Origin of the sequence: Mesorhizobium sp. BR1-1-13 (assembly GCF_020165515.1) — a bacterium.
Lineage (GTDB): Bacteria > Pseudomonadota > Alphaproteobacteria > Rhizobiales > Rhizobiaceae > Mesorhizobium.
Genome location: NZ_JAIUIH010000003.1, coordinates 504292 through 526628 on the forward strand (window position 1 = coordinate 504292; position 22337 = coordinate 526628).

At 63.3% G+C, this 22337-nt stretch carries 26 protein-coding genes; 8 read left to right on the top strand and 18 right to left on the bottom strand.

All coding sequences use genetic code 11. The features are described 5' to 3' along the window. Positions 1-26 precede the first annotated feature (26 nt). The gene (locus LB533_RS10120; RefSeq protein ID WP_140637650.1) at positions 27-506 is read left to right on the top strand and encodes an Lrp/AsnC family transcriptional regulator; all 480 of its coding nucleotides are present in this window, start codon (positions 27-29) and stop codon (positions 504-506) included. A gap of 66 nt (positions 507-572) precedes the next feature. Next, complete coding sequence (locus LB533_RS10125) at positions 573-1715, top strand: flavin-containing monooxygenase (protein WP_224677107.1); 1143 nt, start codon at positions 573-575, stop codon at positions 1713-1715. Between the two features lie 14 nt (positions 1716-1729). Here LB533_RS10125 and LB533_RS10130 read toward each other — a convergent pair whose 3' ends face one another. The 4 genes from LB533_RS10130 to LB533_RS10145 all read right to left on the bottom strand — a co-directional run bounded on the left by LB533_RS10130 (position 1730) and on the right by LB533_RS10145 (position 7221). Next, complete coding sequence (locus LB533_RS10130) at positions 1730-3838, bottom strand: molybdopterin-dependent oxidoreductase (protein WP_224677108.1); 2109 nt, start codon at positions 3836-3838, stop codon at positions 1730-1732. A gap of 86 nt (positions 3839-3924) precedes the next feature. Further along, complete coding sequence (locus tag LB533_RS10135) at positions 3925-5802, bottom strand: ABC-F family ATP-binding cassette domain-containing protein (protein WP_224677109.1); 1878 nt, start codon at positions 5800-5802, stop codon at positions 3925-3927. A gap of 136 nt (positions 5803-5938) precedes the next feature. Then, complete coding sequence (locus LB533_RS10140) at positions 5939-6388, bottom strand: MucR family transcriptional regulator (RefSeq protein ID WP_140494381.1); 450 nt, start codon at positions 6386-6388, stop codon at positions 5939-5941. Positions 6389-6708: 320 nt separating this feature from the next. After that, complete coding sequence (locus LB533_RS10145; RefSeq protein ID WP_140633921.1) at positions 6709-7221, bottom strand: DinB family protein; 513 nt, start codon at positions 7219-7221, stop codon at positions 6709-6711. A gap of 65 nt (positions 7222-7286) precedes the next feature. Here LB533_RS10145 and LB533_RS10150 point away from each other — a divergent pair, with 65 nt between their 5' ends. Then, positions 7287-7979, top strand: a complete 693-nt coding sequence (locus LB533_RS10150) for a glutathione S-transferase family protein (RefSeq protein ID WP_224677110.1) — start codon at positions 7287-7289, stop codon at positions 7977-7979. A 64-nt stretch (positions 7980-8043) separates the two neighbouring features. Here the strand turns inward: LB533_RS10150 and LB533_RS10155 are convergent, their stop codons facing one another. Next, positions 8044-8292, bottom strand: a complete 249-nt coding sequence (locus LB533_RS10155; RefSeq protein ID WP_224677111.1) for a DUF2934 domain-containing protein — start codon at positions 8290-8292, stop codon at positions 8044-8046. Between the two features lie 243 nt (positions 8293-8535). Between LB533_RS10155 and ndk the strand changes: the two genes are divergently transcribed. Then, on the top strand, positions 8536-8958 hold the full coding sequence (gene ndk, locus LB533_RS10160) for a nucleoside-diphosphate kinase (protein ID WP_224677112.1): 423 nt from the start codon (positions 8536-8538) through the stop codon (positions 8956-8958). A gap of 129 nt (positions 8959-9087) precedes the next feature. After that, positions 9088-9696, top strand: a complete 609-nt coding sequence (locus LB533_RS10165; protein WP_224677113.1) for a class I SAM-dependent methyltransferase — start codon at positions 9088-9090, stop codon at positions 9694-9696. A 26-nt stretch (positions 9697-9722) separates the two neighbouring features. Here the strand turns inward: LB533_RS10165 and LB533_RS10170 are convergent, their stop codons facing one another. The 6 genes from LB533_RS10170 to LB533_RS10195 form a co-directional block, all read right to left on the bottom strand. Further along, positions 9723-10481, bottom strand: coding sequence for a YbaY family lipoprotein (locus tag LB533_RS10170; protein ID WP_224677114.1), 759 nt, complete (start codon positions 10479-10481; stop codon positions 9723-9725). Positions 10482-10573: 92 nt separating this feature from the next. Further along, the gene (locus LB533_RS10175; RefSeq protein ID WP_224677115.1) at positions 10574-11053 is read right to left on the bottom strand and encodes a molybdenum cofactor biosynthesis protein MoaE; all 480 of its coding nucleotides are present in this window, start codon (positions 11051-11053) and stop codon (positions 10574-10576) included. Between the two features lies 1 nt (position 11054). Next, positions 11055-11309 carry a molybdopterin converting factor subunit 1 gene (moaD, locus tag LB533_RS10180; protein WP_224677116.1) on the bottom strand — a complete coding sequence of 85 codons (255 nt, stop codon included), beginning with the start codon at positions 11307-11309 and terminating at the stop codon, positions 11055-11057. Between the two features lies 1 nt (position 11310). Then, on the bottom strand, positions 11311-11907 hold the full coding sequence (pgsA, locus tag LB533_RS10185; RefSeq protein WP_140494400.1) for a CDP-diacylglycerol--glycerol-3-phosphate 3-phosphatidyltransferase: 597 nt from the start codon (positions 11905-11907) through the stop codon (positions 11311-11313). A 171-nt stretch (positions 11908-12078) separates the two neighbouring features. Next, on the bottom strand, positions 12079-14142 hold the full coding sequence (gene uvrC / locus LB533_RS10190) for an excinuclease ABC subunit UvrC (protein ID WP_224677117.1): 2064 nt from the start codon (positions 14140-14142) through the stop codon (positions 12079-12081). Next, on the bottom strand, positions 14139-14900 hold the full coding sequence (locus tag LB533_RS10195) for an SDR family oxidoreductase (RefSeq protein WP_140637631.1): 762 nt from the start codon (positions 14898-14900) through the stop codon (positions 14139-14141). Before LB533_RS10195 ends, uvrC begins: the two co-directional genes overlap by 4 nt. Before the next feature lie 410 nt (positions 14901-15310). On the opposite strand from LB533_RS10195, the gene LB533_RS10200 reads away from it, so the two are divergent. Further along, a complete protein-coding gene (locus tag LB533_RS10200) occupies positions 15311-15967 on the top strand; it encodes an outer membrane protein (RefSeq protein WP_140637630.1) in 657 nt (218 codons plus the stop codon). 62 nt (positions 15968-16029) lie between these two features. Here the strand turns inward: LB533_RS10200 and LB533_RS10205 are convergent, their stop codons facing one another. Next, complete coding sequence (locus LB533_RS10205) at positions 16030-16626, bottom strand: glutathione S-transferase family protein (protein ID WP_140494408.1); 597 nt, start codon at positions 16624-16626, stop codon at positions 16030-16032. 381 nt (positions 16627-17007) lie between these two features. Beyond that, positions 17008-17454 carry a histone gene (locus LB533_RS10210; protein WP_140637628.1) on the bottom strand — a complete coding sequence of 149 codons (447 nt, stop codon included), beginning with the start codon at positions 17452-17454 and terminating at the stop codon, positions 17008-17010. Between the two features lie 540 nt (positions 17455-17994). On the opposite strand from LB533_RS10210, the gene LB533_RS10215 reads away from it, so the two are divergent. After that, a complete protein-coding gene (locus LB533_RS10215; RefSeq protein ID WP_140637626.1) occupies positions 17995-18306 on the top strand; it encodes a transcriptional regulator in 312 nt (103 codons plus the stop codon). A gap of 134 nt (positions 18307-18440) precedes the next feature. Here LB533_RS10215 and LB533_RS10220 read toward each other — a convergent pair whose 3' ends face one another. From LB533_RS10220 to LB533_RS10230, 3 genes are all read right to left on the bottom strand, one after another. Then, entirely contained in the window at positions 18441-18893 is a 453-nt protein-coding gene (locus LB533_RS10220) for a hypothetical protein (protein WP_140494414.1), read from the bottom strand. 113 nt (positions 18894-19006) lie between these two features. Next, positions 19007-19372 (bottom strand): DoxX family protein, encoded by a 366-nt coding sequence (locus tag LB533_RS10225; RefSeq protein ID WP_224677118.1) that lies wholly within the window; start codon positions 19370-19372, stop codon positions 19007-19009. 19 nt (positions 19373-19391) lie between these two features. Next, positions 19392-19832, bottom strand: a complete 441-nt coding sequence (locus LB533_RS10230; RefSeq protein WP_224677119.1) for a VOC family protein — start codon at positions 19830-19832, stop codon at positions 19392-19394. A 179-nt stretch (positions 19833-20011) separates the two neighbouring features. Here LB533_RS10230 and LB533_RS10235 point away from each other — a divergent pair, with 179 nt between their 5' ends. Beyond that, positions 20012-20818: an AraC family transcriptional regulator gene (locus LB533_RS10235; protein WP_224677120.1), complete on the top strand. Its 807-nt coding sequence runs from the start codon at positions 20012-20014 to the stop codon at positions 20816-20818. 58 nt (positions 20819-20876) lie between these two features. Here LB533_RS10235 and LB533_RS10240 read toward each other — a convergent pair whose 3' ends face one another. Together LB533_RS10240 and LB533_RS10245 are read right to left on the bottom strand one after the other, a co-directional pair. Continuing rightward, a complete protein-coding gene (locus tag LB533_RS10240) occupies positions 20877-21725 on the bottom strand; it encodes a 23S rRNA (adenine(2030)-N(6))-methyltransferase RlmJ (protein ID WP_224677121.1) in 849 nt (282 codons plus the stop codon). Next, positions 21722-22333, bottom strand: coding sequence for a hypothetical protein (locus LB533_RS10245; protein ID WP_140637617.1), 612 nt, complete (start codon positions 22331-22333; stop codon positions 21722-21724). Before LB533_RS10245 ends, LB533_RS10240 begins: the two co-directional genes overlap by 4 nt. Positions 22334-22337 lie beyond the last annotated feature (4 nt).

The window sequence follows — 22337 nt, forward strand, 5'->3', positions numbered from 1 at the left end:
CAAGTTTGTTTCTTCAGGACATGCCATTGCCCGCATTGCCATCCTCGCTCGACAGTTTCGACCTCGCCATTCTCGCCGTGTTGCAGAAGGACAACACGACGCCGCAGCGACTGATCGGCGAGGCCGTCAACCTGTCGGCGCCGGCGGTGCAGCGCCGTATCAAGCGCATGCAACAGACCGGCGTCATCGCGGCCAATGTCGCGGTCATCGAACCGGCGGCGGTCGGCCAGCCCATCACCATCTTCGTCGAGGTCGAACTCGAAAGCGAACGCACCGAACTGATCGACGCGGCCAAGCGCGAATTCCTGGCGGCGCCGGAAGTCCAGCAATGCTACTATGTGACAGGCGAGGCCGACTTCATCCTGGCCATCACAGTGGCCGACATGAGCGCCTATGAGGCGCTGACACGGCGCCTGTTCTTCGACAGCAACAATGTCCGCAAATTCCGCACCTTCGTGGCCATGGACCGCGTCAAGGTCGGCCTGACGGTGCCGCTGCCGGGATGAGCGATCGGGTTGCATGTCTGGCATGCTTTCGCCATTCTCCGCGTCGCGAATTGGCGGGAGGCGCGTTTGGACGACACCACCCCGGTTGCGATTATCGGTGCCGGGCCGGCGGGCCTGGCCGTTGCCGCGTGCCTGCGGCAGGCCGGTGTCGACTTCATCCTGCTTGAAAAAGAACAGCGCCCCGCTCCCGCCTGGCGACGCCACTACGAGCGCGTCCACCTGCACACGACCAAGCGCTATTCATCCCTGCCCTTCGTGCCCTTCCCCAGGCATTACCCGCGCTATGTGCCGCGCGATCTGTTCGTCGAATATCTCGATGCCTATGCGCAACGCTTCGATCTGCGGCCCCGCTTTGGAGAAGCGGTGCGGGCGATCGGCCGGCAGGGCAGAAGCTGGGGCGTCGAAGCGACATCCGGCACCGTGCGCGCTTCCCATGTGGTGATTGCGTCCGGATACAATGCCGAGCCGCTGATGCCGGCATTCGCCGGCGCCGGCAGTTTCAAGGGCAAAAGTCTGCACAGCGCCGACTACCGCAACAACACGCCGTTTGCCGGCCAGTCGGTGCTGGTCGTCGGCATGGGCAACACCGGCGCCGAGATCGCGCTCGACCTGGCGGAAGGCGGCGCGCATCCGACGATCTCCGTGCGCGGCGGCGTCCATATCGTGCCGCGCGAGCTGCTCGGCGTGCCCATCCAGGTCGTCAGCATGGCGACGCGCCTGGGGCCGCGACGCGTCAACGACGCCGTCTTTCCTATCATTCTCGATCTGGTGTTGGGCAGGCTGGAGAAATATGGGCTCAAACGGCCCAAGCAGGGATTGCTGGAGCAGATATCCCTGGCGTCGCGCATCCCGGTGATCGATGTCGGGACCATCGGCAAGATCCGCGAAGGCGCGATCAAGGTCGCGCCCGACATTGCCGAGATATCAGAAGGCGGCGCCCGTTTCGTCGATGGTCGGCACAGCGACTTCGACGCGATCATCTTCGCTACCGGCTACCGCCCAGCCTATGCCAAATTCCTCGAACCCGGCGTCGAGCCTGGCGCCAGTGGCGTGAATACGCGCGCTTCGGAACTCGGTCTTTATCTCGTCGGCTTCCACAATTCGGTCACCGGCCTGCTGCGCGAAATCGGAATCGAAGCCCAGGCGATCGCCGACGACATCCGTCTCCGGCAGAACAGAAAAAGGACGGTAGAAGCCCTGCCGGTGTGAGCTGGTCAGACCGCTCACCCCGCCTTGCGCAGCCACACCTTGTTGTCGTGGAATGCCGCGCCGCCATAGGGTGCGGGCGCATCGGCGCCAGTCAGCACGTTGATGCCCTCGCCGCGCTCATGCGCGCTGTTCGGCCAGATGCCTTCGGCGATCACCACGCCGCGCTTGATGCCGTCGAACAGCCTTGCATGCAGCACCACCTCGCCGCGCGCATTGCCGACCTCGACACGGTCGCCCTCTGCCAAACCGTGTGCGGCGGCATCGTCGGGATGCAAGAGCAATTCGGGCCGGCCCTCCTTGGCCTTCGACACCGGCGTTTCGGAAAAGGTCGAGTTGAGGAAGTTGCGCGCCGGCGACGTAGCCAGCCGGAACGGATGCGCCTCGTCGGCAACCTCGATCAGGTCGACATGATCGGGAAATTGCGGCAACTGCTCCACCGGGCCGAACAGGCCCATGCTTTTCGGCGGCCGGTTGGGGGCGGCTTGTCCGGTCCAGTCGGCGCGGAAGCGGAATTTGCCGTCAGCATGGCCGAAGCCCTTGGTGAAATGCGCGGTTTCGAAATCCGGCTGCAGGTCGACCCATTTCTGCTCTTTCAGGCTGGCGAAGCTGCCCAGCCCGCGCTTGCCCAGGATGAGGTCGATGTGCTGCTGCTCGGTGAGGCCGAAGCCCGGCCTGTCGGCGACGCCGAGGCGCTCAGCCAATTGCTCGATGACGAAATGGTTGGTGCGCGGCCCTTCCGGAGGCTCGATCAGTTTTGGGCCGAGCGTGATGTGCTGGTTGCCACCGCCCTTGTAGATGTCGTCATGCTCGACGAACATCGTTGCCGGCAATACGACGTCGGCGAGTCTGGCCGTGTCGGTCATGAACTGCTCGTGCACGCAGGTGAACAGGTCGTCACGCAAGAAACCCTGCTTCACCAGCCGCTGCTCGGGCGCGACATTGGCCGGGTTGGTGTTCTGGATGAGCAGCGCCGTCACCGGCGGCCCGCCATACAGCGCATCCGGCGCCCCCGTCAGCACCGGGCCGATGCGCGAATGATCGAGATAGCGGATCGAGGGATCGCGCATGCGCGTGCCCTCCAGCACCTCCTGGTTGAGCTTGAAGATGCCGGAATTGGAGTGGAAGGCGCCGCCGCCCTCATATTGCCAGGCGCCGGTGACCGCGGCGATACAGGAGGCGGCATGCATGTTGACCGCGCCGTTGCGCTGGCGGGCAAAGCCGTAGCCGAGGCGGAAATAGGTTTTCCTGGTCGTCCCGACGAGACGAGCGAAGTTCTCGATCTCGGCCACAGTCAATCCGGTGATCGCGGCCGCCCATTCGGGCGAGCGCGTGCGCAGGTGGGCTTCCAGACCTTTCGGGTCATCGGTGTATTTCTCGAGATAGGCGCGGTCGGCCAAGCCTTCCCTGAACAGCACATGCATGACCGCGCAAGCCAGCGCGCCATCGGTGCCAGGCTTCAGGACAAGGCCCATATCGGCCTGCTTCATCGTGGCGTTCTCATAGACGTCGATGACCACGATCCTGGCACCGCGCTCCTTGCGCGCCTTGATGGCGTGGGTCATGACGTTGACCTGGGTCACCACGGCATTGGTGCCCCAGATCACCACGCAATCGGACTTGGCCATTTCGCGCGGGTCGGGACCGCGCAGCGCGCCCGCGCCCATCATCCAGCCGGTCCAGGCCAGATTGGTGCAGATCGAGCCAAAGAAGCCCGAATATTTCTTCGCATGCCGCAGCCGCTCGATGCCGTCGCGCTGCACCAGCCCCATCGTGCCGGCATAAAAATAGGGCCAGACCGTCTCCGAGCCGTATTTTTCCTCGGCCGCGATGAACTTTTCGGCGACGAGATCCAGCGCCGCCTCCCAACTTGTTTCCTGCCAGGCGCCCTCGCCCTTGGCGCCTTTGCGCACCAGCGGCTTCAGCAAGCGGTCGGGATGGTGGACGCGGTCGGCATAGCGCCCGACCTTGGCGCAGACGACGCCCGACGTGTAGGTGTTTGCCTTGGCGCCATGGACGCGGCCGATGCGGTTGCCGTCAAGCAACTCGACCTCGAGCGCACAGGTCGACGGGCAATCATGCGGACAGGCCGAATGGCCGATGCGAAGGCTGGCGTGCTGGTTCATGGGGTTTGTTTAGCGGGTTTTGAAGGAGAGGTGTAGGGCCAGACGGTTAGCTAATCGCCCCTCTCGTGGGGGAGATCACGCTTTCCCTACTCCGCCGTGCCTTCCTCGTATTCGGCCGACATGGTCAGCCATTTTTCCTCATGGCCGGCAAGCGTCTGGGCGAGTTGCGATCGCTCCTTCGCCAGCCTTGTCGCCGTCGACGGATCCTTTTCGTAGATCGCTGGGTTGGCCAGTTCGTCCTCGATGCCGTCGATGCGCTTGCGGATGCGGTCAATCAGCGCTTCGGTGGCGCGAATTTCCTTGGCCAGCGGCTCAAAGGCGGCGCGGCGCTGGGCCGCCTCGCGGCGGCGGTCGGCCTTCGAGGCTTTTTCCGCCTCGCGCCGCTCGCGCCTGTCGCCCGACACGCCGGTGACCAGCGTCTTGTAGTCTTCGAGGTCGCCGTCATAGGGATTGACCGCGCCATCCTTGACCAACCACAGCCGGTCCGCCGTCGCCTCCAGGAGATGGCGGTCGTGCGAGATCAGGATGACGGCGCCGGGGAACTCGTTCAGCGCATGGATCAAGGATTCGCGGCTGTCGATGTCGAGATGATTGGTCGGCTCGTCAAGGATGAACAGGTTCGGCCCCTCGAAGGCCGACAGACCCATCAACAGCCGCGCCTTCTCGCCGCCGGACAGGTCTTTCGCCGCCGTGTTCATCTTTTCGGTGGTGAGCCCAAACTGGGCGACACGGCCGCGCACTTTCGATTCCGGCGCTTCCGGCATCAGCCTGCGAACATGCTCGTAGGCGTTTTCCTCAGGCCTGAGATCGTCGAGCTGGTGCTGCGCGAAGATGGCCACCTTCAGCCCGGGCGCCACGGTCATGGTGCCGGTCTCCTGCTTCAGGCGGCCGGAGAGAAGCTTGGCGAAGGTCGACTTGCCGTTGCCATTCGCGCCAAGCAGCGCGATGCGGTCGTCGGCATCGATGCGCAAGGTCATCTTCTTCAGAATCGGCTCACCGGGAGTATAGCCGACATTGACATTGTTCAGCGCGACGATCGGCGAGGCCACCGTCTTCACCGGCTCCGGGAAAGAGAATGGCCGCACCGTGTCGTTCACGATGGCCGTGATCGGCTTCATCTTTTCAAGCGCCTTGATGCGGGACTGAGCCTGTCTTGCCTTGGAGGCCTTTGCGCGAAAACGCTCGACGAAGGATTCCATATGCTTGCGGGCGGCTTCCTGCTTGATGCGGCCCTTTTCCTGCTGTTCTTTCTGCTCGGTGTACTGGCGTTCGAACTGATCGTAGCCGCCGCGCCAGAAGGTCAGCTTCTTCTGGTCGAGATGGACGATCGAATTGACGGCGCGGTTAAGCAGGTCGCGATCGTGCGAGATCAGCAGCACCGTGTGCGGATATCTGGAAACATAGTTCTCGAGCCACAGCGTGCCTTCGAGATCGAGATAATTGGTCGGCTCGTCGAGCAGCAGAAGATCGGGTTCGGAAAACAGCACGGCAGCGAGTGCCACGCGCATGCGCCAGCCGCCGGAAAACGAGGAGGCCGGGCGCCGCTGCGCCGCGTCGTCGAAGCCGAGACCAGCGAGAATGGTGGCGGCGCGCGACTCGGCCGAATGCGCGTCGATATCGGCCAGCCGCATATGGATGTCGGCGATGCGGTGCGGATCGGTCGCCGTCTTTTCCTCCTCGAGCAGCGCCGTGCGCTCGAGGTCGGCCTTGAGCACGATCTCGATCAGCGGCTCCTCGGTTCCGGGCGCCTCTTGCGCCACCTGGCCGATGCGGGTGTTCTTCGGCAGGCTGATCGAGCCCGTCTCGGAAGGGAAATCGCCTGTTATGGCCTTGAACAGCGTGGTCTTGCCGGTGCCGTTGCGGCCGACAAGTCCGGCCTTGGTGCCGGCCGGCAAGGTCAGCGAGGCATGGTCGAGAAGCAAGCGCCCCGCCATGCGCAGCGAGAGGTCGTTGATGATAAGCATGGCCGCGCTTTTGCACGGGAGACCGGCGCTTCGCAAGACCTTGCGGGCCGGTTGGCCACGCAAGGCATGAAAACGGCGCGCGCAATGGCGCCGTCAACATCGCAGCTCAGTGGCTGCCGGCTGCGATCGGCCGCGCTCAGGCGCTGGCTTTGCCGCGCTTTGTCGCCTTGGCCACAGGGGCCGGCGCTGCCGGCTTGCGGCCAAGTCCCGTCGACTTCGCCAGCGCTGACCGTGTCGCTGAGTAGTTCGGAGCGACCATCGGATAGTCGGGGGGCAGGCCCCATTTGGTGCGATACTCATCCGGGCTCAGCCCATAGTCCGTCCTGAGGTGCCGCTTGAGCGACTTGAACTTCTTGCCGTCCTCCAGGCAGACGATGTAGTCGGGAAAAACCGACTTCTTCGGGTTCACCGCAGGAACCAGGCTTGGGCTTTCGGCGACAACCGCACCTCCGAGCTTTCGCACCGAGGCACTGACGCTGGCAATCAGGTCAGGCAGGCCGGAAACCGGCAGCGGGTTGTTGCCGACATAGGCCGAGACAATGTCAGCGGTCAGCTCGATAACGGTCTTATCCTCGATATTTGACAAATCTTTCACCCTATTTGCGACAAAATCGTCTACCCCAGAGAAGAATTTCGTCGATGCATTTATTTAACCGCGTCCCCCAAACGGACCAGCAAATCTCAAAACGAATCAAGACTTGCAGTCAAATATTTTTTACGGAAATCGGCTCCGTGCAAATTAGAAAAGCTAATTTTTGGGGTCGGCAGACTTAGGCGGCCCGGTTGGGAGGCCAATATCTCTAAAGCACGCGCCGCCGGTCATAACGCTCTCCAACGTCTTTCGGCCTTCAGTTCGCAGTTTCCGTGAAACGGTGAAAACTGCTCTACCGGAGCCGGCGGCCGAAATCAGGCGTATGCGCGCCCTTCCTCGGTGCGCTGGAAATGCGCCAGATCGAGCTGCACGGAAGGGCGGCCCAGAACCGTCAGGATCATATGGGCCTGGCCGCGGTGGTGGGTCTGGTGGTTGAAGACGTGGTCGAGCGCCGGAGCCAGCCGTTGCGAGACGGTGCGCATGTCCGATACCGTCATGTATATAAAGCGGCCCGACAGCGCCTTGTCGCTCAAACCGCCAACCCAGTCGACGATCCGCCGGTCCTCCGTCTCGCGCGCCATGCGCAGGCCCGGCAACGCCTGGTACAGTATGGCGTCCAGCGCCGTCGGCGCATCGCCCTCGCCGGTAAAGCGCTTCATCCAGATGCGATCGGCGGCCAGGAGATGGTTGAGTGTGCCCTTCATCGAGCCGAAAAAAGCGCCGACGTCGCGATTGAATTCCTCTTCGTCGAGATCGGCGGCGGCATCGTAGATGCGGCCATTGGCCCATTGATTATAGGCCGCAAACATCATGAAGTGCCGTTTCATCTTTTCTCCCGCCGGCCTGTGTCGAGGCGTTGCGGGATACCTAAACCGCAAGGAAGCCGCCGCCAATGACCATTCTGCTTTATGATCTCGTCGGACGCGACGCCAGCCGCCCCTTCAGCCCGCATTGCTGGAAGGCGACGATGGCGCTGGCGCATAAGGGGCTGGAGATCAGCGCGGTGCCGACGCGTTTTCTCGAAGTGCCCCGCGTCGAGGGCGGTACATCGAAACTCGTGCCGGTGATCCGCGACGGCGAGACGGTCGTCGCGGATTCCTTCGCCATCGCGCTTTATCTCGACGAAACCTATCCGGACCGGCCGTCGCTGTTTGGCGGGGAAGGCGGCAAGGCTATGGCGCGCTTCATCGAGCGCTGGTCGCAACTGACCATCCATCCCTATGTGACCACCGCAGCGATCATGGACCTTTATGCCATGCAGGATACGGAGAACGCCGCCTATTTCCGCCAGAGCCGGGAGCAGCGCCTGGGCAAGAGCCTGGAAGAGGTGATGGCCGCGCGGGACGCCGGGCTTGGCAATTTCAGGGCTTCGCTGGAGCCGCTGCGCTCGATGCTCGCCTATCAGCCATTCATCGGCGGAGATTCGCCCCTGTTTGCCGACTATATCGTGTTCGGCGCGCTGCAATGGGCACGCATCGCCTCGCCCTACCCATTGCTCGAAGACCATGATGTCGTGGCGCAGTGGTTCGCCCGCTGCCTCGACTTGCATGGCGGGCTGGGTCGGGCGGTTGCGGCGGCCGCGTGAAACCGTAGCGCCTGTCCTTGCGGCAGGGCTAACGACGAGCCATCGGCTCCGATATGGCCAGGTGTTATTTGGCCGCCTTTTTTGGCTTGCCGGTCTTGGCGGCGGTCTTGGCCTCTTTGGGCGCGGCCTTTGCCTTGCCGGCGGCGGCTGCCTTTCTTGCTGGCTTCTTCACCGCGGATGACCCTGCATCCTCCTGGTCGATGTCGGCCGTCGCCTGTTGCCAATGGCGCTCATGCTGTCCGGCCGGTTGCCCTTCTTCCTGCCAGATCTGATGTGCGCGGCTGCGAATGCGCTCCTGGCGGTCGTCTGTCATGGTCATGGTCTCCATTCGGGCCAACCTCAGCGCGGCGCCGACACGCGACTATAGCAAGCAAAGCCTTATATTGCAGCCGTCCGATCTCGGGCTGGCGGCGGCATCGCCGATAATCGGCCCGGCACGCAAACGCGCATGGCGTCGACTTCCCCCGTCGACACCTCTGTCGACTTCCTCTTGGCAATGGGCCGGCCGGCTTGTATAGAGCCCGCCACTCCCAATCCAACCAGACAAGGACGACCCATGGCGCTCGAACGCACCTTTTCCATGATCAAGCCGGACGCAACGCGGCGCAATCTCACCGGCGCCATCACCAAGATGCTGGAAGATGCCGGTCTGCGCGTCATCGCTTCGCGCCGCGTGTGGATGAGCCGCCGCGAGGCGGAAGGTTTTTACGCCATCCACAAGGATCGTCCGTTCTTCGGCGAGCTGGTCGAATTCATGTCGTCGGCGCCGACGATCGTGCAGGTGCTGGAAGGCGAGAACGCCATTGCCAGGAACCGTGAGGTGATGGGCGCCACCAACCCGGCCAACGCAGCCGAAGGCACCATCCGCAAGGTGCATGCGCTGTCGATCGGCGAGAATTCGGTGCACGGTTCGGACGCGCCGGAAACCGCCGCGCAGGAGATCAAGTACTGGTTCTCCGACACCGAGATCGTCGGCTGAGCCGACCTGGCATTGTGACCGAAAAGGCCGGCGGATTGCCGGCCTTTTTCATTGAAACGGATCGATCCGGCACTGCCGTTGAACCCTTGCCCGCGCTAAAGTCGGTCAGGCGCAGGGAGCCGGCGAAGCATGACCAGCACCATTCCCGGCTTCTTCCAGGGCACCGAGATGCCATCGAGCGGCTGGTGGGAGGTGCTGTGGCCCGACCCCGGTGCCGTGCTTTCGTCAACGGGACTGAAGCCGGGCATGGAGGTGGCCGACCTCTGCTGTGGCGACGGCTGGTTTACGTTGCCCATCGCCAGGGTCGCCCGCCATGTCGTCGGCATCGATATCGATACCGACCTGCTCGACGTCACCCGTCGCCGGCTCAATGAAAACGGCATGAGGAATTTCGATCTTGTCGCGGGCGATGCCTATGAACTCGCGAGCCTGATATCCCGCCCAGTCGATTTCATCTTCATGGCAAACGCCTTTCACGGCGTGCCGGACCGGCCACGGCTGGCGCGAGCCATTAGCGAAGCGCTTGTCCCTGCCGGACGCTTTGTTGTCGTCAATTGGCATCAGCAGGCGCGTGAACAAACCACGGTGCTCGGCGAGCCCCGCGGACCAAAGACCGAATTGAGGATATCGCCGGAACAGACCATCACGGCCGTCGAGGCGGCCGACCTCAAATTCATCGAGCTGGTCGAGGTGCCGCCCTACCACTATGGCGCCGTGTTCGAAAAAATGAGCGGCTGACCTCCGCCGACAGCCGTTTCATGGCATCAGCTCGCGGCGCTGAAACGCAGGATCTCGCGGCCGTTCCCGTCGGCGATGGTCAACTTGCCGGCATCGACTTTATACGAAGCCGCCTTTGCCAGAGCCTCAAACAGCGCCTTTTCCTCCGCCATCACCTCGGGCGCGCAGGCCTTGTAGGTCGAGCCGATGTCGCTGATCGCGATCTTCTGGCCATTGAGGTTGGCGGTGGCAAAATAGCTGTTGCAGGGACCGTTGCCGCCCGCCTTGCCTGCTTCACTCACCCGGAATGTCGCTTGCGCTGTGATGGCTACGCCGTGGACATAGTCGAGCAGCCAAAGCTGATCGAGAACGGAAGCAGTGGGCTCGGGGCTTGGCGTCACCATCTTGAGCATGATTGTTTGCGGCGCATCGGTCAGCGGATCGACTTGATGGCGCTCATCCGAGATGAACAGGAGCCTGTCGCCGACGGTGATGCGGGCCTGCAATGCATAGGTCATCCGCCGCTGGATCCGGGACGGATCGAATTTGACCGTAAAACTGATCGGCACCTGGCCTGCCGGCGTCAGCTTCTGTTCGCCGACGATTTTGGCGGGCGCGTCGGCCAACGAGACATCGGCAAGCTGGACCGAGAGCACGGCATTGGGCGGCAAGGCGATGCGCTCGCGGTAGGTCACCTCGCCCTTCATGGCTTTTTCGGCGGCCACGGAGAGTTCCGGCACGGCAAGTATACCGACGACCAGAGGCACGAAACCGAAGACGAAGAACTCCGCTATCCTGTCCAGCATGACCATCTCCCTTCCCCGGGCTGGCCACAGCCCAGGCTGACCAACAACGAATTGGCCAAAGGATTGCGGTCAATGCGTGGCTGAGGCCGAATTTATTCGGACGGTGGCCTCCAGCGTCCTGCCGCCTGTTCGTCTTTCTCCTTGGCCTCGACCCAGCCGCCTTCGGAGCCGTCAGCGCGATGCTCCTTCTTCCAGAAGGGAGCGCGCGACTTCAGATAATCCATGAGGAAATTCGCCGCCTCGAACGCAGCTTGCCGATGCGCGGAGGCCGCCACCACCAGCACGATGTTCTCGCCCGGCCGAATTCTGCCGTGGCGGTGGATGGCGGTGATGCCCTGCAGCGGCCAGCGCTGAACCGCTTCGGCCGCGATGCGAGTGATTTCGGCCTCGGCCATGCCCGGATAATGCTCGAGCTCAAGGGCCGAGAGCGTCCCCTGCTCGTCACGGCACAGGCCCGAGAAGGTGACCACAGCGCCGATGTCGGCGCGGCCTCGCGTCAGTCTGGCGATTTCGGCGGCAACGTCAAAATCTCGGCGCTGGACGCGCACGGCAGGTACGACCGCGCCGGCCATCTCAGCCCCCGGTCATCGGCGGAAACAGCGCGATCTCGCGCGCGCCTGATATCTTCTCGCCGTGCTCGACATGTTCCTGGTTGATAGCGACACGGATCACGTCGGGATGTTGCAGCGCATGCTCGTATTCCTCGCCGCGCGACTTCAGCCAACGCAACAGATCCGCGACCGTCTCGACGCCATGCGGCAAGTCCACGTCTTCGTCCGGCTTGCCGATTCGCTCCCGCACCCAGGCGAAGTAGATGAGCTTCGTCATCCTATTCGTCCATGATGTGCTTGAGGCCGGCGCGGAAGTAGTCATAGCCGGTGTAAAGCGTGACCAGGGCCGCGATCCACAACAGCACCAGGCCGGTCTGTGTGGTCAGCGGAAAAATCTTGTCGCCGGCCGGACCGGCGAGCAGGAAGGCGATAGCGACCATCTGGATGGTGGTCTTCCATTTGGCAAGCTGCGTCACCGGCACGGAGACCTTGAGCGCCGCCAGATATTCGCGCAGGCCCGAAACCAGGATTTCGCGGCACAGGATGATGATCGCCGCCCACAGCGACCAGCCGGCAATGCCGGCATGGCGGTCGGTGTCGGCGGCAAGCAGCAGCAGGCATGTCGCGACCAGCAGTTTGTCGGCAATGGGGTCGAGCATCTTGCCGATGTTCGAGGTCTGCTTCCAGGCGCGGGCGAAATAGCCGTCGAAATAATCGGTGATGGACGCCAGCAGGAAAATGATCAGCGCCGACCAGCGGGCGAAGTCGCTCGACTTCAGATGTCCCTCGAGGAAAAAGCACAGCACCACCAGCGGCACCGCGATAATGCGGGCGTAGGTGAGGATGTTCGGGAGGTTGAACGCGCGCTGAGCCATATCCGGGGGAACTCTTTCTGCCTGCGTACTCAAATCAGAAGCTGATGTAGGGGGTCAACAGGCCAAAATCGATTGGCCAGCAAAAATAGGCCAATCTCGTCATCTCGCGGGCTCCGCCGCGCCGCTCCTTGCTTCGCCCGGGAGCTGACGGCGGCTTTCGGGCGACATGCATCAGTTCTCGTGGAAATGGTTGTAAACCAGTCTGGCCACCTGCTCGGAAATGCCGTCGACCTTTACCAGGTCCTCGATTGCCGCGCGACCGACCGCCTTGGCGGTGCCGAAATGCATCAGCAGCGCCCGTTTGCGGCTGGGACCGATGCCGCCGATCTCGTCGAGCGGGCTCTTGACCATCTCCTTCTTGCGGCGAGCCCGGTGCGAGCCGATGGCGAAACGGTGAACCTCGTCGCGCAGGCGCTGGACAAAATAGAGCACGGGATCGCGTACCGGCAGGGAAAACGAGTCCCTGCCCTTGACGAAGAAGCGCTCGCGGCCCGCGTCGCGGTCCTGGCCCTTGGCGATGCCGATGGCCACGACCCGGTCCTCGATACCGAGATCGGCGAGGATCTTGCGCACGGCGCTCATCTGGCCCTGGCCGCCATCGATCAGGATAACGTCCGGCCAGGCAGGGAAGCCGCCTGACATGTCGCCTTCATCGCTGTCCGCCTCGCCTGCCGCAGCATCGTCGGGCGTCACATCGCCATGCTCCTTGAGCAATCGTGAAAAGCGCCGCTCCATCACTTCGCGCATCATGCCGAAATCGTCGCCGGGCGTGATCTCGGTCGAGCGGATATTGAATTTCCGGTACTGGTTCTTCACAAAACCTTCCGGCCCGGCGACGACCATGGCGCCGACGGCGTTGGTGCCCATGATGTGCGAATTGTCGTAGACCTCGATGCGCACCGGCGGCTTTTCGAGGCCAAAGGTCTCGGCAAAGCCGGCAAGCAGCCTGGCCTGCGTTGAGGTTTCGGCCAGCCGGCGGCCGAGCGCCTCGCGGGCATTTTGCAACGCGTTATCGGTCAGGTCTTTCTTCTCGCCACGCTGCGGCACCGAGATCGACACCTTGCGGCCGGCGCGGGTCGAGAGCGCCTCAGCCAACAGTTCCTGGTCCTCCACGGCGTGCGACAGCAGAATGGCCCGCGGGGTCGGCTTGTTGTCGTAGAACTGCGCCAGGAACGAGCCCAGCACCTCTGCGCCTTCCAGCGCCGGATCGGCCTTCGGGAAATAGGCGCGGTTGCCCCAGTTCTGGCCGGTGCGGAAGAAGAACACCTGGATGCAGACCTGGCCGCCCTCCTGATGGATTGCGAAGACATCGGCCTCGTCGACGGTCTGCGGATTGATGCCCTGGTGGCTCTGCACGTGCGAGAGTGCCGCCAGCCGGTCTCGATAGATGGCGGCGCGCTCGAAATCGAGATCTTGCGAGGCCTGTTGCATGGCGGCCGAAATCTCGGTCTTCACCTTCTGGCTGCGGCCGGAAAGAAAATCCTTCGCCTCCGCGACCAGCTCGGCATAGTCGCCATGCGAAATCTCGCCGGTGCAGGGACCGGCGCAGCGTTTGATCTGATAGAGCAGGCAGGGCCGCGTGCGGTTCTCGTAGAAGGAGTTGGTGCAACTCCTCAGCAGGAAGGCGCGCTGCAAGGAATTGATGGTGCGGCCGACCGCGCCCGCGGAAGCGAATGGGCCGAAATAATCACCTTTGCGCGAACGCGCGCCGCGATGCTTGTAGATGCCGGGCGAGACATGGTCACCGGTCAAGAGGATGTAGGGAAACGACTTGTCATCGCGCATCAGCACGTTGAAACGTGGCCGCAGCCGCTTGATGAGGTTGGCCTCCAACAGCAGCGCCTCGATCTCGGTGCGGGTGACGACGAACTCCATCGTCGCGGTTTCGCGCACCATGCGGCCGATGCGGTTGGTGTGGAAGCGACCTTGCGCGTAATTGGTGACGCGCTTCTTCAGGCTGCGGGCCTTGCCGACATAGAGCACGTCGCCATTGGCATTCATCATGCGGTAGACGCCCGGCGCATTGGGCAGCCGCTTGACCAGCGTCTGGATCACCTCGGCGCCGACCATGCCGTCGGCATCGCCGGCACGCGGCGTCCAGTCGATGGCGGTGAAGGCGACGTCCGGGCCGGCCGGTTCGACGATCTCCTCCGCCGCCTCGTCCTCGACGTCGATTTCGGGAGGCAGATCGTCGGCGCCGCCACGCATCTTGTGTTTCTGCTCTGCAGGACTCATTCCGTCATGCCTGTCACATCAGGTGTGCGCCATGCAAGATGCTGGCCGCCATCAAGCGCGATCATCTGCCCGGTGATCGAGCGGGCTTCCCAGAGATAGCGGATTGTGGCGCCGAATTCCGGCAATTGCGGGCCGCGTTTCAAAATGAGACCGGCGAGTTGCGCGGCAAAGTCGCTGTCGTCCTGGTGCGCGTTCTTCAGGGTCGGGCCGGGACCGATGGCGTTGACGCGGATGCGCGGGCCGAGCGCCTGCGCCATCATCTGGGTTGCCGTCCACAAGGCGGACTTGGACAGCGCATAGGAGAAGTAGCGCGGCGTCGGCCGCCAGACACGCTGGTCGATCATGTTGACGATCAGCCCCTCTCGCCTGTCCGGCAGTGCCCGGGCAAAGTTCTGCGCCAACAGCGCCGGGGTCTTCACATGAATGGCGAAGTGGCGGTCCCAGCCCTCCCAGTCGAAGTCAAGAACCGAATCGTCCTCGAACAGCGAAGCGTTGTTGACTAGTAGCGAGATCGGCCCGAGCGCGGCTTCGGCGCGGCCGATCAGGCCGCCGACGTCGGCCATGTCGGTCAGATCGGCGGCGACCACGGCGGCGTGGCCGCCGGCGCGGTTGATCCGCTGGGCAAGCGCATCCGCGTCGTCGCGCGAGCGGTTGCAGTGAATGGCGACGGCAAAACCGTGGGCGGCGAGATCCTCGACAATCGCGCTACCGATCCGTTTTGCCCCGCCCGTCACCAGCGCCGCGGTGGCTTTGCTCATCTGTTGTCAATCCTCGGTTTCGGCGCGAAGGAGGGCGCCGGCAAATTATGGCCCGCCACCCGTTAAATGGCGTTCGCACCTGCGGCAGCATTGTGGCGAAACGGCCGGTTCGGCATCTCTAGCCGGCCCGCAATGAGCCAGCTTCGAAACAATATAGGGGGCCGGACTCCTTGCACCAAGCCGCGTACGGCGAAGCACGGCCCATCTGCTGACATTTCGCTGTTGCGAAGATGCAACGTCACGTTTCTGCCTCATTCGCGCCGGGGAATGACCCAAGTTCAGGTTCGCTTCAGCCGCATTTCGACACGACATTTGGAACCGACGAACGCCAGATCCGTTTCACCCCCCGGACGGGTTGATGGGCGATCGTAAGAACAAGCCTGTGTCCTGTGGCTTAAGGAGTAACAACAATGCAAGCCAATCTCAAATTCGCACGGCCGCTGGCCGTAGCGCTCGGGCTCTTCGCCCTCGGTGGAACTGCCTATGCCGCCGATGTGGTCCAGGAAGAGCCGCCGGCACCTGCCCCGGTCGCCGAACTGCCCGTCGCGTCCTGGGCCGGCCCCTATGCCGGTATTAATCTTGGCTATGGCTTCAGTGGCCGTACCAAGGAAAAGGATTTCGACGTTGACACCGATACCAACGGTTTCATCGGCAGCGTCTTCGGCGGCTATCAGTGGCAGCAGGAGAACTTCGTCTACGGCGGTGAAGCCGAACTCGGCTACAACGGCGTTAAGGGCGACGATAATGGCATCGACTCCAAGGCCGGCTTCGAAGGTTCGCTTCGTGCCCGTCTCGGCTACGCTGTGACCCCGGAAATCCTGCTCTACGGCACCGGTGGTCTCGCCGGCAGGAGCCTGAAGGTGGAGGACAGCGTCCTCGGCGCCAGCGATCGCGCCACCATGATCGGCTGGACCGCCGGTCTTGGTACCGACATCAAGCTGACCGACAATGTGTTCGGCCGCGTCGAATACCGCTACACCGACTTCGGCAGCAAGGACTTCGATGGCATCGGCAAGGTCAAGGCCACCGACAACCGCGTCACCTTCGGCGTCGGTATGAAGTTCTAAGTCGTTCAAGCCACGACACGAAGAAGCCGGGCCTCGCGCCCGGCTTTTTTATTGTCTGCCGCTCACGCGGGAACGCAGGGTTTCAGGTCCGGGAATTTCTCATCGAAGCGCGCGGCCCAGCGGACCAGCCGGTTGCGGCCTTTTTCCCATTTCCCGGCGAAACGCAGCGCCAGGTACCCGAGGCAGGCGCGCAGCGCCATCTGGCCGGCGGTGATCTTCTTCGGCAGTTTCGGCGGATTGGCATTGAGCAGATCGAGCGCGGCGGTGATCTTCGCCCATTGGCGGTCGAGCCAGGGCTGGTAGACCATCTCCTCGGGCCGCGTGCGGCGCTCATAGACCATCGACAGCGCACAGTCGCAGATGCCGTCCGCCAACGCTTCCAGCACTTCCGCTTCCAGCCGCTTGTCGGGATTGCGCGGAAACAACGCGCTCTTCGACATCCGGTTGAGCTGCTGGGTGATGGCTCGGCTGTCGTGGATCGAGCGGCCGTCGTCGAGCACCAGCACAGGGATCTTGCCCAGCGGATTGGCGCCGATCAGTTCGGCCGGCTTGTCTTCGGTTTTGACAGGCGCCAGGTCGACGGCGATGCCGGCATAAAGGGCCGCCATTCGTACCTTGGAACTGTAGGGGGACGTGGAGGCGTAAAGCAGTTTCGGCATGATCGGGTTCCCGTTGGCAGGCCGTCACTGTTGACCGGGCGCCCTTCCCCGCGCAACAGCCAGAAGCGGAAAAACCAGCCGCCAGCAACCGGCGACCACTCCTGCATGCCTTGGTCTCTTGTACGCCTTTATCTGGATGCGCCACATGTGACGACGGCAACACTCCGACAGGCCGGACAAACCAACGATCGTTCCGCCGCCGCACGATAGCGCACAACAAAAGCCCACCGGACTTCGCCCTGCGGCGAAGTCCTGGGAGTTGCGAAAGATATCTGGCGTCCGCCCCTCTCGTTGCGCCCCAATGCCAGAGCAGAGGGCGAGGGCCTCAACGGCACCTGCCCTCATTTCTGCCGACACGGTCCCCGGCGCGAAGAAACGTGACTACTTCTTCGCGGTCTTCGCCGGCGCTGCTTTCTTGGCGGCGGGTGCCGCCTTCTTCACCGGTGCCGAAGACTTCGCCGCGGCGGCCTTGGCCGGAGCCTTGGCCGGAGATGCCTTCTTCGCAGCGGGCTTGGCTGCGGCCTTGGCAGCGGGCTTCCTTGCCGGAGCGGCTTTCTTTGCCGGAGCGGCCTTCTTGGCCGGTGCAGCCTTCTTCGCGGATGCGGCGCTGGCCTTGGCGGGCGCTGCCTTCTTCGCCGCCGGTTTCGCGGCGGCCTTGGCTGCCGGCTTCTTGGCCGGTGCCGCCTTCGCCTTGGGCGCTGCCGCCTTCGGCTTGGCAGCGGGTGCTGCTTTCTTGACTGCGGTCGCGGCTTTCGCCGCTGCCGCTTTTACAGGTGCTTTCTTTGCCGGTGCCTTGGATGCCGGCGCTTTTGATGACTGCTTAGCCATGCGATGCCCCTTGCGTTATGCCGACGACCGTTAATGGCCCGGCGTGTCATGCTTATCTGACTCGCGCCTCGCTAGCCAGCGAAGCAATGATATGATTTTCTCAGCTTAAATTTTCGTTGCGATCGACGCATGATCGCACTCATCATCGCAAAAATATGGCGTGATCTTCCGATATCGCCAGAAATTTGGCACCGACATTCTCGATACGCTGCGAGGGCGCGCCTGCCATGAGACTGCAAAGGTCAGGAAGCAGCTTCGCGCATTGATCTTCGCGCGCGAATATCATGAGCTGCGGCTTATAGAGAATGATCATCTTTTGCAGGCGACCGGTCCCTTCGGATTACAAGTGCAATGCGATGCGCCGATCTGGAGATCACCTTGTCAAGCCTGGTTTCATCACTGAATTGACAGATTACTCTGCATGCCAGAGTATTCTGTCAAATGCGTTCGATGTCGTTCACAAGGGCGAATGGTTAGTACTGCCCGAGGCTGCAGAGCCATAGGGTGACAGCTCAAAGTACGCAGCATTGGAGCCGATTGATGAGTGCCGACGACATCGTCCATCAGAGTACACGGCTCAGGATCATGGCCGCCCTGAACACGCTGGAAAGACGCGAGGCGCTGGAGTTCACGCAGCTGAAAGCCATGATCGAAACCACCGACGGAAATCTCGGCGCGCATCTCGATACGCTGGCCAAAGCGGGCTACGTCGATGTTGAAAAGCTTTTCATCGGGCGACGGCCGCGGACACGGATCAGAGCAACGACGATCGGGCGCCGCGCTTTTCGCGGTCACATTGCCTTTCTTCGAAAGATCATCGGTGAAGCCGAAGCAAAACGGGGCAGGAAATAGCACTGCGATCGGGGAGAAATTGTCGGCGCGTGGCGCGCGGCACATATTTTCGTCAGGGCCGATACCCCGGGTCGCAGAAAAGGCCCGCGGCTTGAGCCGCAGGCGCTAACGAAATCGAAACTGGAAACCGCCCGCTAGCGCAGGATGCGGCAGCGGCCGTTGTAGACCATCCAGCGGTCAAAGCCCGAGACGCAGAATTCGACATTGTCGCCGATCGAGGCAAAGCCCTGGCCTTCCTCGATCAGATACCAGATGGCGCGGTCGCGGCCATCCGAGAGGGCGACCGTAGCGCCGCAATAGCGACGGCCGATCGGCCATTCCTCGCTGGCCGGCAAGTAGCGATGCTGGTGGATGCGGTGGAAATCGGTGATCGCGACATCCGGCAGGTGCGGCACGTGCCGCACCTGGTAGGAGAAGCGGCTGGTGATCTTGTTCAGCACCCAGGCTTCGCCGCAAATGCCGCTGTCCTCGTCAGAATAGACGGCAAGATCAGCGGCTTGCGCCGCCTGGGTGAAGCCAAGCGATGTGCCAAACGGCGTGCAGAGCGAGATCAGGGCGGCAAGGGCGGAGCGGGCGAAGCGAGTCATGGCAGCCTCTCAAGGTCGATTGCGTGCACTGTGCGGGATTCGCCGGGCGGCGGTCAAGCGATTGCATTGACAATGGTTTCCAGGGTGTGGCCGCCGGCTTTGGCCACCGGCCATCAGCCGAGGCGCGCCGCCAGCAGCAGCCCGCCGATAACGGCGATGTTGACCAGGAAGGCGGACCTCAGCACCTGCCTTTCCGGCCCGTGATGGCGCCAGAAAGGCAGGACGAGCAGGTTCGCCGCCACCGTGAACAGGATCAGCGCGCCGGCGGCATAGGGCACCGCGGCGCCGATGGCGAGGCAGAAGCCGGCCACCACCTCCAGCACCGAGCCTGCGGCGAGCAGGAAGGCCGGAGCCGGAAATCGCCGCGCCGCCAGGTCTTCGCTGATCGCCCTGAACCTGACGAAATGCTCGACCCCGGCCCAAAGAAAGACGCCGCCGATCAGCAGCAGGCCGAACGCAGGTGCGATATCGCTGACCATGGCCAGGCTCCGCTCCGCCTCAGTCTTCGGGAACGAAGGCAGGATTGTAGACGACCTCCCAGAGATGGTCGTCGGGATCCTGGAAGTAGCCGGCGTAGCCGCCCCAGAAAGTCTTCTGGGCCGGCTTGACCAGGTGCGCGCCGGCCTTGACCGCCTCAGCCATCACCGCATCGACCTCGGTCTCGCTGGCCACATTATGGCCGAGGGTGAGCTCGGTCGGGCTGCGGCCGCTCTGGCCGATGCCCGCATCATGGGCGATGCCTGCATCATGTGCGATGCTGCTGCGCTCGAAGATGGCGAACTTCAATCCGCCGTGCAGGGTGAAGAAGGCGACGGCGCCGTGCTCGAATTCGCGGCCGATGATGCCTTCGCTCGGAAGCCCCAGCCCGGTGCGATAGAATTCGAGCGATGCTTCCAGATTGTCGACGCCAAGCGTGACGACACTTATTCGGGCTTTCATGTCCATTCTCCTTTCAAGGATCAGCGTTGTTTCGCCGCCGGGCGGGGAGCGGGTATGACTGGTCCGCGCAACCATCGCCGACAGGCTGCGTTTGATTTGCCATGGCGGAGGCGCCGCGAATTGAAGATTTCGGCCAAAATGCCGGCGCGTAGGCCGGGAAAACTGGCGAGAGCGGATGAATGGAAGCGGTACTGGCGCAGACCACCGGCTCTTTCCGTGAACGCCCCGCACATCCGCGGCTGGGCGGCGCGTTCGCTTCGGTGTGGGTCCACTCCATGCAGGAAAAGGACGCACCACCCGTCATCGTCACGCCGGATGCGACGATCGACCTGCAATGGATCGACGGCCGGTTCCGCATCGCCGGGCCGGACAAGGAGCCGCAGGTCGAGGCGCTGCCCTCCGGCGCCCTGGTCATCGGCTTCCGCTTCCGACCAGGTGCCGCTGCGGCCTGGCTGGGCATGCCGGCGAGCGAGATCGTCGGACAGCGGCTCGACCTGAATGAGTTATGGGGTGCCAGGGCACGCCAGCTCGCGGGCCGTGTCCGTGCAAATCCCGATCTCGCTGCCCTGGTGAAATCCCTGGAGAACGCCGTCGGCCAATCCGGCGACGGGCATGAGGTCCTCGATCCGGTCATGCATCATGCTTATGACGCCATTAACCGCGGCCTGCCGGCCGGCGCGCCTCTGGTGCCCTTTCTGCTTCGCGCGCTGCACCTGAGCGAGAGGACCTTGCGCCGCCGCTTCGAAGAGAATTTCGGCTACGGGCCGAAGACGCTCGACCGCATCCTGCGCTTCCATCGCTTCCGTCGCCTGCAACGGGTGTCCGGCGATGCCTCGACCGCGGTGCTGGCGGCCGAAGCCGGCTATTCGGACCAAGCCCATCTCATCCGCGAAAGCCGGCGGCTGTCGGGCATAACGCCCTCGGCATTGGCGCACGGCATATCGCGGAATCGGAGCGGAGCCGGGTCGGCTGAAGAACCGCTTTGACTGTTTAATCCAGTCCATTATGAGAACGCGGCCTGCACTCGGCATTCCGCCGCCGCTGCTACTCCCCTGCCAGCCAGTTCAGCGTCCATTGCGCCGGCTTTTCCAAGACCAGCAATTTGTGCAGGGCCGGCAGGAGAATGCGCAATTCACCTTCCAGCGTGAAGGGCGGGTTGGCCACGACCAGGCCGCTGCCGTCGAGGCTGGGCTCTTGCGATGCGGGCCGGATTTCGAATTCGATGTCGAGCAATTTCGGAACCCCGGTTTCCTTCAGCGCCTTGCGGAAGCCAATCACCGCCTTGCGGTCCTTGATCGGATACCACAGCGCATAGATGCCGCCCGGCCAGCGCTTGTACGCCTTCGCCAGCCCGTCGACGAGGCGGCCGAACTCGCCCTCTTCCTCGAATGGCGGATCGATCAGCACCAGCCCGCGCTTTTCCTTCGGCGGCAGGTGCGCGCCGAGCGCCAGCCAGCCGTCGAGCTCGATCACCCTTGTCTGGAAATCGCCGGCGAATTCCGTCTTCAGCTTCGCGACATCCTTCGGGTGCAGCTCGATCGCCGACAGCCGGTCCTGCTTGCGCAGAAGGTGCCGCGCGACCAACGGCGAGCCCGGGTATTTTTTCAATTGACCGTCTGCGTTGCACGCACGCACCGCGTCGAGATAGGGCGCAAGCAGCATTGCGGCCTGGGCTTCGGGCGCAGCATCGACCAGCCGGCCGATGCCGCCTTGCCATTCGCCGGTCTTCTGCGCCTCGAGCGAGGACAGATCGTAGCGGCCGGTGCCGGCATGGGTGTCGATGACGCGAAAGGCCTTGTCCTTCTGCTTCAGATATTCGAGCAGCCGCGTCAGCACGACGTGCTTGACGACGTCGGCAAAATTTCCGGCGTGATAGGCGTGGCGATAGTTCATGTGGTGCCCCTGCCCCAGCGTGGCGGCGGTGGCTGTGAATTCGGATTTTGCGGCCGGCCGCCGGCAGAACGCAAGGACAGCAGGAAGCCGATCAGGCCGATCGCCATCAGCGCGAAGCCAACCGGTCGCGCACGGCTGTCGGTCTCGCCGACACCGGAGCGCAAGACAAGATCGACCGCGCGTATCGGAATATCCTCGGCGTCGCCGGGACCGACGGTGAAGACATAGGGGCCGGGGCCGACGGTCCGGATCACGCCAGCCTCGTCGCGGAAGATCTTGTCGGGCAGTTGCGGGCTCGCCTGACGCGGATTGTCGGAATGATTGAACTGAAGCGTCGAGGCAAGCGCCGTGCGACCGCCGGTGGCGGCTGTCAGCGTCAGCACCGTGCGCTGCTGCGAAACGATGCGCTCGGCCCTCGCGGTCAAGTCGACCAGCACCCTCACCGGCGCGTCGCGCGCGGCAAGCGGCACGGTGACTTGCTTGAAGCGGCCGCCCTCATAGACCCGCCAGCTGCCGATCTGGTGACCGGAGAAATTGGTCATCGCCCATGGATAGATGGCGCCGACGCCGATGCCGGCGAGCAGGATCAACAGGAACAGAAAGCGCATTCAG